11 protein-coding genes are annotated in these 12593 nt (G+C 55.9%); 9 read left to right on the top strand and 2 right to left on the bottom strand.

The annotated features are described in order from the left end of the window. Positions 1-113: 113 nt before the first annotated feature. Both EVJ24_RS01190 and EVJ24_RS01185 read right to left on the bottom strand, forming a co-directional pair. Positions 114-1565, bottom strand: a complete 1452-nt coding sequence (locus EVJ24_RS01190; protein ID WP_131438973.1) for a 6-phospho-beta-glucosidase — start codon at positions 1563-1565, stop codon at positions 114-116. 36 nt (positions 1566-1601) lie between these two features. After that, on the bottom strand, positions 1602-3509 hold the full coding sequence (locus EVJ24_RS01185; RefSeq protein WP_131438972.1) for a beta-glucoside-specific PTS transporter subunit IIABC: 1908 nt from the start codon (positions 3507-3509) through the stop codon (positions 1602-1604). 356 nt (positions 3510-3865) lie between these two features. Here EVJ24_RS01185 and EVJ24_RS01180 point away from each other — a divergent pair, with 356 nt between their 5' ends. From EVJ24_RS01180 to EVJ24_RS01140, 9 genes are all read left to right on the top strand, one after another. Continuing rightward, entirely contained in the window at positions 3866-4321 is a 456-nt protein-coding gene (locus EVJ24_RS01180; protein WP_131438971.1) for a hypothetical protein, read from the top strand. Positions 4322-4529: 208 nt separating this feature from the next. Next, complete coding sequence (locus EVJ24_RS01175; protein ID WP_131438970.1) at positions 4530-5288, top strand: YveK family protein; 759 nt, start codon at positions 4530-4532, stop codon at positions 5286-5288. Beyond that, positions 5254-5949 (top strand): CpsD/CapB family tyrosine-protein kinase, encoded by a 696-nt coding sequence (locus EVJ24_RS01170; RefSeq protein WP_131438969.1) that lies wholly within the window; start codon positions 5254-5256, stop codon positions 5947-5949. The genes EVJ24_RS01175 and EVJ24_RS01170 overlap by 35 nt, the downstream gene beginning before the upstream one ends. A 10-nt stretch (positions 5950-5959) precedes the next feature. Further along, entirely contained in the window at positions 5960-7177 is a 1218-nt protein-coding gene (locus EVJ24_RS01165) for a glycosyltransferase (protein WP_201740339.1), read from the top strand. Next, on the top strand, positions 7174-8100 hold the full coding sequence (locus EVJ24_RS01160) for a glycosyltransferase family 2 protein (protein WP_131438967.1): 927 nt from the start codon (positions 7174-7176) through the stop codon (positions 8098-8100). Before EVJ24_RS01165 ends, EVJ24_RS01160 begins: the two co-directional genes overlap by 4 nt. A gap of 15 nt (positions 8101-8115) precedes the next feature. Continuing rightward, positions 8116-9165, top strand: coding sequence for an EpsG family protein (locus EVJ24_RS01155; RefSeq protein WP_131438966.1), 1050 nt, complete (start codon positions 8116-8118; stop codon positions 9163-9165). Between the two features lie 19 nt (positions 9166-9184). Beyond that, the gene (locus EVJ24_RS01150; RefSeq protein ID WP_131438965.1) at positions 9185-10747 is read left to right on the top strand and encodes an oligosaccharide flippase family protein; all 1563 of its coding nucleotides are present in this window, start codon (positions 9185-9187) and stop codon (positions 10745-10747) included. A gap of 11 nt (positions 10748-10758) precedes the next feature. Continuing rightward, entirely contained in the window at positions 10759-11910 is a 1152-nt protein-coding gene (wecB, locus tag EVJ24_RS01145; protein ID WP_131438964.1) for a non-hydrolyzing UDP-N-acetylglucosamine 2-epimerase, read from the top strand. Positions 11911-11913: 3 nt separating this feature from the next. Then, the gene (locus EVJ24_RS01140; RefSeq protein WP_131438963.1) at positions 11914-12555 is read left to right on the top strand and encodes a sugar transferase; all 642 of its coding nucleotides are present in this window, start codon (positions 11914-11916) and stop codon (positions 12553-12555) included. The last annotated feature ends 38 nt before the right edge of the window (positions 12556-12593 follow it).

Raw genomic sequence — 12593 nt, 5'->3', positions numbered from 1 at the left:
ATTATTTTCACCTGAATCATATTATGAAAAATATTTTTATGCAAGCGTTTACGGTAAAAATCTTTTGACAAAAAAGTCGAACCGATCACTGGGACCGGTTCGACTGTTGGTGCTTATGTGGTTTGGGCAGAGGACGTCAGATTGGTCCCATTCGTCGCGATGACTTGTTTGTACCAATCAAAACTCTTCTTCTTCGAGCGGGTGAGCGACCCGTTTCCTTCATTATCTTTGTCGACATAGATGAAGCCGTAGCGTTTCTTCATCTCGCCGGTGGAGGCGCTGACCAAGTCGATTGGCCCCCAGCTCGTGTAGCCGAGGATCTCGACGCCGTCCTTGATGGCCTCGTGCATCTGCTCGATATGTTTCGCCATATAGTCGATGCGGTAATCGTCTTCGACGTAGCCGTTCGAATCTGGCGTATCGACGGCCCCGAGTCCGTTCTCGACAACGAACAGTGGCTTTTGATAGCGGTCGTACAACTGGTTCGCTGTGATGCGGAAGCCGGTCGGGTCGATCGTCCAGCCCCATTCCGACTTCTCAAGGAACGGGTTCTCGAGCGAGCTGAAGATGTTCCCTTCGGTCGATTTGTTGATCTCGGGGTCGGTGCTCGTCGTCCGGCTCGCGTAATAGCTGAAGCCGATATAGTCGACCGTGTATTCTTTCAACAGCTCGAGGTCGCCGTCTTCCATCTGGAGCGTGATACCGTGCTCGTCGAGGTAGCGTTTGGCGTAGCCTGGGTATTCGCCGCGTGACTGCACGTCGATGAAGAAGAATGATTCACGGTCCTTGTCCATCGCGTCCAAGACGTCGTCCGGGTTGCACGAGTAGGCGTACGTCTGACCAGCCGCGAGCATGCAGCCGACCTGCATATCCGAATTGATGGCGTGTGCCGCCTTGACCGCTTTTGCGCTCGCGACGAGCTGATGGTGCGCCGCCTGGTATTTTACTTGTTGCTTGTCTTCACCGTCCGCGAACACGAGCCCAGCACCGATGAACGGTAGGTGCAACAGCATATTGATTTCGTTGAACGTCATCCAATACTTCACTTTGCCGTTATAGCGGGTGAAAACGGTCGTCGCGTACGTCTCGAAGAAGTCGACGACGCGGCGGTCGCGCCAACTGCCGTAATTTTTGATCAGGCTGACCGGCACGTCGAAGTGGGCGAGCGTGACGACCGGTTCGATGCCATGTTTTAATAGTTCATCGAATACATCGTCGTAAAACTTCAGTCCTGCTTCATTCGGTTCCGCGTCGTCGCCGTTCGGGAAGATCCGCGCCCACGAGATCGACAGGCGGAGCGCCTTGAAACCCATTTCAGCGAACAGGGCGATGTCTTCTTTATAGCGGTGATAGAAGTCGATCGCCTCGTGCGACGGGTAGAATTCACCTGGCACCGGCTCGAGCGACGGTAAGTCACCGAACATGACGTCGAACCGTTTTTTTCCGGTCGGCAACAAATCGACCGTCGTCAGCCCTTTCCCGCCCTCTAAATAAGCACCTTCTGCTTGGTTCGCGGCGATTGCGCCGCCCCATAAAAATCCGTTTGGAAAACTCATCAAATCCATCCTTTCTATGATCGGGAGGGATTGTCCCTCCCGTCGTTATTCGTTGATGACAAAGATTGGTTCGCCCGCGAGGACACGTGTCGCCTGGATCGGAGCAATCTTCTGCCGGTTTGTGACGATGACAGGTGTTGTGAGAGCACGACCTGAGCGTTTGATAGCCTCAATGTCGAACTCGATCAACAGCTGACCCTTCTCGACGAACTCGCCTTGCGTGACGTGTGCTTTGAAATGTTTGCCTTCCAATTGTACCGTATCCATGCCGATATGGATGAGCACCTCGGCACCAGTCTCGGTCGTGATGCCGATGGCGTGGTGGGTTGGGAACAGTGCCGACACCGTGCCCGAGACTGGTGCGACGAGCCGGCCTTCCGTCGGTTCGATGGCGATGCCTTGACCGAGTGAGCCCGACGAGAAGGCGGCGTCCGAGATGGACGAGAGTTTCACGACATTCCCAGCGAGTGGACTAAGGATCTGTTCTTGCCCGACTTTTGTCGCTGACACTTCTTCTGCGACGGGTGTGACTTCTGGTTGTGGCGTCGCGGCGACCGCTTGATTGACGCCACCGAACAAGTACGTCAAGACGAAACCGACGACGAAGGCGACGGCCGTCCCGATGAGTGAGCCGTAGAAGCCGGAAGTGATGCCTTCTGGCGAGATGTTCGACGGGTAGCCGAACACGCCGAGTCCGCCGATGATATACACTTGCGTGCCCATGACACCCATGATGGCACCACCGATACCACCACCGATACAGCTCATGATGAACGGTTTTTTGAGCGGGAGCGTGACCCCGTAGATGGCTGGCTCGGTGACCCCGAAGATGCCTGAGATGAACGCCGGGATACTGAGCGTCTTGATTTTTTGATTTTTAATTTTGAGGAAGACGGCGAGTACGGCACCGATTTGCGCGAACGAGGCTGCGAAGACGAGTGCGAGTACCGGGTCAGCACCGAGTGACGTCAAGTTGTTAATGGCAACTGGGATGAGACCCCAGTGGAGGCCGAAGATGACGAACACTTGCCAGAAGCCGCCGAGGAAGAGGCCGGCGACGAGAGGACTCAAGTTGTAGACGGCGACCGTCGCGCTACCGAGCAACGTGCCGGCCCATGTCGCGATTGGCCCGATCAAGATGAACGTGAGTGGGACGATGACGAGAAGCGTCAAAAGTGGGACGATAAACATTTTGATGACGTCCGGGATGACAGTCTTCAAGAACTTCTCGAGCTTCGCTGCGAAGAACGCCGCGATGATGATCGGAATGACCGATGTCGAGTACGTCATCAAGATGACCGGGACACCGAGGAACGTGATGTGGATCGGTGATTCAAACATCGTGCCGGCGAAGACGGTGTAGAGCGGATCACCGGCCGTGAGCGTCGACAGCGTCGGATAGACGAGCGCCGCCCCGATAGCCATCCCGATAAACGGACTGCCGCCGAACTTCTTGATGGCCGTATAGCCGAGGAAGATCGGGAAGAAGTAGAATAGCGAGTCACCGATGGCGTTCAACAGCTGATACGTGCCGGATGTCGCGTCGAGCAAACCGAGAGCGACGAAGAGGGCGTTGAACCCTTTGATCATCCCGGTCGCGGCCAAGACGCCGAGGACAGGGGTGAAGATGCTAGAGATAATGTCGATGAAGCGGCTGAACAGTGACCCTTTCGGTCCTTCCTCTTCTTCAATAGGCGACTGGTTTTGGAAGCCGCCGACTTCGACGACTGCCTTATAGACATCCGGGACGTGGTTGCCGATGACAACCTGGTACTGGCCGCCACTCTTCATGACAGTGACGACATCATCCATGCTTTTGAGCGCTTCGGTATTAGCTTTGCTTTCGTCTTTCAATTTAAAACGCAATCGGGTAATACAGTGGACAACGCTGTTGACGTTTTCTTTGCCGCCGACGTGCTTGATAATGTCGCGTGCGAGCTGTTCGTACTTCATGTCCATTCCCATCCTTTACGTTGAATTTGGTTTGTTCAAATAAAAAACCTGACCCGTGTCAGATGGGATACGTAACGAGACGTATACCGATCTGACGCGAGTCAGGTTATGCCCACTAAAGGTAACATTCCTGCGCAGGGAACCATTCAGTTGTTATTTGATACTTGAAATGTAGCACGTGTCAAAACGAAATGTCAACGCTTACATTTACAAATATTCAGATTTATTTTATTGGTCACAAATGGGGATCAAAGGACGGAATTCGGTGTTTATATAGTGTTCATTGTTTCGTTATGAAACCAAAATGCGGATCACTTCGTATATGGATGAACGACTAAATAAAGGAGCGCTGACCTATGAGACGCGAACAACATATCCGTCGCCTCGTCGACTACGCACGGCAAGGCAAAGCAAAAGCGATTATGATCGGAGCCGGTTCCATCTTCCTGACGAGCACGTTCCTGCGAACGGTCGACCTCTCACAACCGCTCCTCATCGGACTCGGGTTTCTCGGCGTCGTCCCGTTGCTCGTGCGTGAATGGAAACTCGGGACAATCCGGAGTACATTCAACGATGACGCGACGTATCAACGGCTCATCCGTTTCCCGTTTTGGCTGACGCTGTTTGGCCTCCTTGTCTTGTACGCGTTGCTTGGGTGGTTTGAAACCGGCTCACCGGGGACGTCGTTCTTTCTAGCGCTCGGCGTCCTGTTGCTTGGCATGTTCGCCCTGCAACGCACCTTCGACCGCGTCATCTTAAAACTCGAACCCGACTATATCACCGACCGCGAACTGCATCGCGAACTGAACTGACCGACCGTCTCCTCGCGAGGCGGTCTTTTTTTTAGGTCCAAGTTCCTAAAAAGACAAAGAACGAAACGGAACGGCAACATGACATGATGTTGCGAAAAAATGATAAATGATTCCCTCCGATTGTCAAGATGAACAGGGAAAGAACGTATTACGGTAGGCTCATGCCTTATTTCTGTCGTCCATTCTGTCTGTAGGGAGGGAAACATTTATGAATCAGCAAATGACGATCGTCGGTGATCTAGTCGAGGTACTTAAGAAAAGCAAGTGGCTACTCGTACCGTTCATCCTGCTCGGCGGGCTCGCTGCTTATTATGTGAGCACGGCGTTCATCCAACCGACGTACGAGGCCTCGACGCAAGTGCTCTTAGTGACCGAACAAGAAGGCGACCGCGTCGACAGCTCGGAAGTGCTCTCGTCGCTCTCGCTCGTCAATACGTACCGAGTCATTATGAAGAGCCCGGCGATCTTGAACGAAGTGAAAGAACGCGTCCCGAACGCACCAGACCCGATCAGTGACGCGCTCACAGTCGAGAGCGAGGAAGAGTCACAAGTCATCAGCGTCGTCATCACCCATACGGACGCGGCGGTGGCGGCCGAGACGGCGAACGTCATCAGCGAAGTTTTCGCGGACGAGATCCCGGACTTGATGAACATCGACAACGTCCGCATCTTGTCGCCGGCTGAAGTGCCGCTCACCCCGATCTCACCGAACATCCTCGTCAATACAATAATCGGTATGTTCGTCGGCTTGTTCTTCGGCGGGCTGATCGGTCTCTTACGCTACGTGTTCGACAAACGGATCCAAAACGAACAAGAGGCGGAACGGCTCTTAGACCTCCCCGTCATCGGGTCGGTGCCGGTCATCGAACGGCGTGACATGAAACCGAAAAAAATAAAAACGAACACCCCTAAAGGGAAAGGAGAGGTCCCTCATGTTTCTGAGAAAAAAGAACGACAATCTTCCTGATTACGGGCAGCGTGATTTGATCACGCTCGCCAATCCGAAGTCGCCGATCTCGGAGCAGTATCGGACGATCCGGACGAACCTCGAGTTCACGTCGATCGGTCAGAAGCTACAGATGATCAACGTCACATCGGCCTCGACCGGGGAAGGGAAGTCGACGACAGCGGCGAACCTTGCCGTCGTCTACGCACAGCTCGGAAAGCGCGTCCTCCTCATCGACTGTGACCTTCGTAAACCGACGGCGCAGTTCACGTTCAACCTCTCGTCCCAAGCCGGGCTATCGACGATTCTCGTCGGACGGATTTCGCTCGAGCGGGCCATTCAAAAGACGGGCGTCGAGCGGTTGTCGCTCCTCACCGCCGGACCGATCCCGCCGAATCCGACCGAGCTCATCGCTTCTGACCAGATGGTCGAACTGCTCGACGAGGTGCGCCGGCAATACGATATCGTCATCCTCGACGCACCGCCGATGATGCAAGTGGCGGACGCCCGTCTGCTCGCAAAAATCGCCGACGGCACGATCCTTGTCATCAGCTGTGAAAATTCGGAGCGCCAACTCGTCGTGAAAGCGAAAGAACAGCTCGAGCGGACCGGGACGCATATGCTCGGCCTCGTCTTGAACAAGCGGAAGAGCGGACGCCATAAGTATTACGCGTACGAGTGAGGTGGCGACGATGAAAATTCTCCATATTAACGCGATCAACGACGTGAAGAGCACTGGACGAATCTGTAAAGAACTCGCATCTGTCCATCACGACTGCGGACACGAGACACGTGTCGCCCATTCGACGGGACCGGTCACCGAGGCGAGTTACGTCATCGGCGATCCCGTAGACGTGAAGCTGCACGCGCTGCACGCCCGCATCACCGGACGGCAAGGCTACGCCTCACGATTTGCGACGGAGAATTTGGTCCGTGACATCGAGCGCTACGCTCCGGACGTCGTCCATCTCCATAACTTGCATGCCAACTACGTTCATCTCAGGACGTTGTTCGAATACTTGGCCGCACGCGACATCCCGACCGTTTTGACGCTCCATGACTGCTGGTTCTTCACCGGAAAATGCACGCATTACACGACGGTCGGATGCAACAAGTGGCAACACGGTTGCGGCGACTGCCCGCAACTCAAAGACGATATCCCGAGCTGGCTGTTCGACCGGACGAGCGAGATGATCGACGACAAACGTCGTTGGTTGACGGCGATCCCGCGCCTCGCCGTCGTCGGTGTCTCCGACTGGATCACGACCGAGGCCCGCTTCTCGTTCTTACAGCACGCCGCTGTCCTGCGTCGGATTCATAACTGGGTCGACCTTGACGTGTTTCGTCCGGTCGACACGACCGAGCTACGGGAACGGCTTCAGTTGGCCGACAAGATGGTACTGCTCGGTGTCGCGAGCACATGGAGTGAGGCGAAAGGGCTCGGAGCCTTCCTCGACCTCGCGGCGGCACGTCCGAATGACGCATTCCTCTTGATCGGCCGGCTTGGCGCCACCGAGCTCCCGCCCAACGTCATCCACGTCAACGAAACGAACGACGCACGTGAACTCGCCCGCTACTACGCGCTCGCCGACGTGTTCCTCAACTTATCGGAACAGGAGTCGTTCGGCAACGTCACGGTCGAGGCGATGGCGTGCGGGACGCCGGTGCTCGTCTTGGACGCGACCGCGAGCCCGGAACTCGTCACCGATCAAACGGGTGTCGTCGTCGCGACACGGGGACTCGCCGATTTGAATTACGGGATCGAGCGCATCTTTGCCCGTGGCAAACGATCGTACAAAGACGCGTGCGTCACGCATGCCCGGACGAATTTTGCGCTCCGTGACCGCGCCATCGACTACTTGGACGTCTACGCGGCGCTCCGACACGAGAAAGTGAGGAATATTTTATGAAACCACTCGTCTCGATCATCATCCCGGTTTATAACGGGAGCAACTATTTGGCTGAATGTATCGACAGCGCCCTCGCCCAGACGTATACGCATATCGAAGTCATCGTCGTCAACGATGGCTCGACCGATAGAGGAAAGACGGCGGATATCGCCACTAGCTACGGCGACCGGATCCGCTACATCGAGCAAGCGAACGGCGGCGTCTCGAGCGCGCTCAACCGTGGGATCGACGAGATGCGTGGAGACTTCTTCTCTTGGCTCAGCCATGACGACTTGTACGCCCCGCGGAAGATCGAGGCACAGCTCGAGACGCTCGAGCAGGAGAGACTCGACCCGTCGCGGACGATTCTCGTCACCGGCACTCGCTTCATCGACGAACACGGGGCCCCAATCCGACGTTACCGGCGCAAGTTCACCGGGTTGTATCAAGCGGGTGATATGTTCCGTCACTTGATGTTGACGTCGAGCCTGAACGGTTGTGCGCTCCTCATCCCGCGCGCGGCGTTCGCAGCGCGGCGCTTCTCGGAGGAGGACCGGTTCATCCAAGATTGGATATGTTGGATCGGGTTCGCACTTGACGGGTTTGACTACTATTTGACGGATGAGCCGCTCGTTCTGTCCCGGATTCACGGGGCCCAACAGACGAAAAAGATTGCCCACCGCGCCGAAATCGAGTCGGACCGCTATCTCAGCCAGTTACTCCTTGACGTCGAGCGCCGTCCGGATGCGAGTACGCTCATCCCGATCATCTTGCGCCATACGTTCAAAGAAGACGCGGCGGCGGTGCGTGAAGCGTATCTCGCGACCCGAGACGTGCGTGACTATTTCAGTCCGTTCGAACATGGGCGTCTGCGGTTCAACGGACTCTTGATCTCGAACTTGCTGTCGCTCTATCGGGGCGTCACGAACCTCATCTATCGTTAGAAAAGAGGCGACCTCATGACCATCTATCTCGTCAACATCGCACTGCTCGTCCTCTGGGCGATGCTACTCATGCGTTCTGACACGACTTACAGGCGCGGTTGGTTCGTGACGTTCGCGACCGTCCAGTGGATCGTCTTGTCGGGATTTCGTCACATCTCGGTCGGGGACGACACGGCGCAATATGGAGCGCTGTTCCTTGCGACGAAGCCGCTGCCGCTCGAAGCGCTGACGCGGGACTTCTTTACCATCGTCTTCACAGAGAGCGAGGACCCGGGCTATTATGTGTTCCAACGGCTCACCCAGTTCGTCATCTCGGACTATCAACTGTATCTCGTCTTGATCGCCGTCATCTTCATGGTGCCGCTCGGTTACTTCATCTATAAATATTCGAGCGAGCCGCTCATCAGCTTTTTACTCTTCTCGGTCCTGTTTTATGAATTTTTCGCCGTGACGGGGTTACGCCAGACGGTGGCGACGGCGCTCGTCGTCCTCATCGGTTATCACTTCGTCCGGGCCCGCAAGCTCCTACTGTTTCTCGTCCTCGTGTTCGTCGCCATGACGATCCATAAGTCGGCGCTCGTGTTCTTGCCGTTTTATTTCTTGGCTAACCGGCAACTGACGAAAGTGTATATTCTCGGCATGCTCGGCTTCATCGCCGCCTTGTTCGTGTTTCGGGGCCCGTTCTTTGAGATGTTGGTGACGTTATCTGGCTATGACACGTATGACTACATGAATGGGGCGGGTGCGATCAACTTCAGCGTCATGCTCCTGTTCGTCCTGTTCGTCGCCTTATGGCGGCGCGATGAGATTTTGGCGAATAACCCGTCAGCGACGCATTACTTTAACGCGTTGTTCCTCGCGGCATGCTTCTTGCCGCTCACGTTCATCAACCCGTCGATGATGCGGCTCGTCCAATACTTCACGCTGTTCTTGATTCTGATGATCCCGGAGATCCTCAAGACGTTCGAGCGGCGCGAACGATTGCTCGTCTATTACGCGGCGGTGACGCTTTTAGTCTTGTTGTTCCTGCAGGACGCACCGGTGTATACGTTCTTCTGGCAGTAAGGAAGAGAGGTGGAAACACATGTCGACACGCGTCGAGCCCGATGAGGCCGCGAGCACGCGCAAAATCAAATATGGGGCAGCGATGTCATATATGCAAATCTTTTTCGGCATCTTGTCCGGACTGATCTATACGCCGTGGATGATCCGGGAGATCGGTCAGGCGAACTACGGGCTCTACATGCTCACCATCTCGCTGATCAGCATGTTCGCGATGGACTTCGGGCTCGACGCGGCCGTATCCCGGTTCATGAGCAAATATATGGCCGAAGGGGACGAGGATAAGGCGGCACGCTTCCTCGGCGTCGCCTATAAACTGTTCACCGTCATCGGCTTCGTCTTGTTCATCATCCTCGCGGTCGTCTATTTCTTCCTCGACTCGGTATACGCCGGGCTGACCGCGGCCGAGCTCGACAAGTTGAAAATCTTGTACGTCGTCGCCGGTCTGTTCATCGTCATGTCATTCCCGGCAAAACCGTTCACGGGCATCCTTGTCTCACATGAGTACTTCTTGTTCTCGAGCGCGCTTCATTTAGCTGAGAAGGTGCTAACCGTCGTCCTCATGGTGACGGCGCTCCTCCTCGGCTACGGGCTGTATGCGCTCGTCCTCGTCACCGCGTTCGTCGGCACGCTCGTGCTCATCATCGAATACATCTTTATCCACCGGAAGACGACGGTCCGCGCGAACTTCCGTGAACGCGACAAAGGAATTTATAAAGACATCTTCGGCTTCATGACATGGAGCACGGTCACACTCGTCGCCCAGCGCTTCATCCTCAATATCACGCCGAGCCTGCTCGGAATGCTCGCCGGCAGTGCCTCGATCGCTTTGTTCTCGATCGGGATGGTCATCGAAGGGTACGTCTGGACGATCGCGTCGGCGCTCGGTTTCTTGTTCTTGCCGAAAGTGAGCCGGATGCTCACGCGTGACGACAGGGGAGGAATCGCCGTCTTGTTCGTCCGGATCGGTCGCATCCAGCTCTATATCGTCGGATTGATCGTCATGTCGTTCTTCGTCCTCGGGCAAGAGTTCATGCGGCTCTGGGTCGGCGAGGCGTTTCGTGACTCGTATTACGTCGCGCTCCTACTCATCGCCCCGAGCCTCGTGACGCTCACGCAAGACATCGGCAACACGACGCTCATCGCCGAGAACAAAGTGAAGTATCGGGCGTATGGCGCACTCATCGTCGCCTGTATCAGCATCACGTTATCTCCGCTCCTCATCCCGATTTACGGGCCGATCGGGGCGGCTGTCGCCATCTGTATCGGCAATATCATCGGGCTCGTCTTCTACATGAACTTTGTCTACAGCCGCATCCTCAAACTCGACATCGCCCTGTTTTTCCGGTCATGCCACGTGAGGATTCTTCCGGCGCTCGCGCTCTATACGGTCATCGGCTGGGGCATCCAACAGCTGTTCCCAGCGTCGAACCTGTTCACCTTCGCCTTGAAAGGAGGCGTGCTCGTCGTCCTCTATGGCATCATTATGTGGTTCCTCGCGTTTGATGACAGCGAGAAAGCACTCGTCCATCAAGTGTTCGCCCAAGTGAAGATCCGCATCCTATCCATCCACCATACTTCTTAGGAGGGAACGTTATGAATCGACTCAAAGTGATGACCATCGTCGGCACGCGCCCGGAAATCATCCGTCTCTCGGCCGTCATCGCCAAGCTCGAGGCGTCGGAGGCGATCGAACATATCCTCGTCCATACCGGACAAAACTACGACTACGAGTTGAACGAGATCTTTTTCGAAGACTTCGGTCTGCGCACACCGGACTACATCCTCGACGCCTCCGCTGACGGGCCGATGGCGACGATCGGCAACATCTTGATCGCGGTCGACCCGGTGCTCAAGGCGGAACGACCGGACGCCGTGCTCATTCTCGGCGACACGAACAGCTGCCTCGCCGCCATCGCCGTCAAACGCCATAAAATCCCGATCTTCCACATGGAGGCAGGAAACCGCTGCTTTGACGAACGGGTGCCGGAAGAGACGAACCGCCGCATCGTCGACCATATCGCCGATGTCAATTTGACGTACAGCGACATCGCACGCGAGTATCTTCTGAAAGAAGGGCTCCCGTCCGACCGCGTCATCAAGACGGGTAGCCCGATGTTCGAGGTGCTCACGCGCCAGCGAGACAAAATCGACCGCTCGGACGTGCTTGACCGGCTCGGTCTGACGGCAGGCGGCTACTTCGTCGTCTCCGCGCATCGGGACGAGAACATTAGCGCGGATGAGAACTTCTTCGACCTCGTCGACACGTTGAACGCGATCGCTGAGACGTACGACCTCCCGCTCATCATCAGCACGCACCCGCGCACCGCCAACCGGATTCGCGAGACCGGGGTGACGCTGCACCCGAATATCCGCACGCTCAAGCCGCTCGGGTTCAGCGACTATGTCCACTTGCAACTTCATGCGAAAGCGGTGCTCAGCGACAGCGGGACGATCAGCGAGGAGAGCTCGATCCTCGGATTGAAGGGCTTGAACATCCGCCAAGCGCACGAACGGCCCGAGGCGATGGAAGAAGGGGCGGCGATGATGGTCGGATTGAAACGCGACCGCGTCCTCCAAGCGCTCCGCGTGTTAGAGGAGACGGATACGCCGATGCGACTCGTTTCCGACTACGCGATGCCGAACGTGTCCGATAAAGTGCTCCGCATCTTGTTGTCGTACACGGATTATGTGATGCGCGAAGTGTGGAAACAGACTCCGGGGATTCCGCTCAAGAAGGAGGTGTGAGGGATGCGCTATTTGAATCAAAAGCGGAAACTCGACATCGTCTTGAGTTTGCTCGCACTATTTTTGCTCGCACCGTTGCTCGTGTTGATCGCGATTTTGATCAAACTCGACTCGAAAGGGCCGGTCCTGTTCAAACAGCAGCGCGTCGGTCAGGACGAGACGTTGTTTTGGATCTATAAGTTCCGGACGATGCGGGACGACACGCCGAAAGACGTGCCGACCCACCTGTTCGCAGGCTCGACGAAACACATCACGCCGATCGGTAGCGTCCTCAGGAAGACGAGCCTCGACGAACTCCCGCAACTCGTCAACATTTTAAAAGGCGACATGGCGCTCGTCGGTCCACGGCCGGCGCTGTGGAATCAGACCGACTTGATCGAGGCGAGACGCGCAGAAGGCGTCGCCCCGGTCAAACCAGGCCTGACCGGGTGGGCGCAAGTGAAAGGACGCGATGAGCTCCCGATCGAGGTGAAGGCGAAGTTTGACGGGGATTACGTCCGACACATGGGTCACCGTCTCGACCTCGTCTGTATCTTGTTGACGGTCCGAAACGTCCTCCTTCGAAAAGGCATCATCGAAGGGCAGGTCGAACCGCCGACCGTCCCGTTGAAAGAAAAAGAGATGACACATGTTGCGAAAAAATGATAGGGGTTTCCCTTCTATTACCAATTCATTTCAAATTT

Origin of the sequence: Exiguobacterium sp. SH1S21 (assembly GCF_004337175.1) — a bacterium.
Lineage (GTDB): Bacteria > Bacillota > Bacilli > Exiguobacteriales > Exiguobacteriaceae > Exiguobacterium > Exiguobacterium aurantiacum_A.
This window is presented reverse-complemented; position numbering and strand designations above follow the sequence as displayed.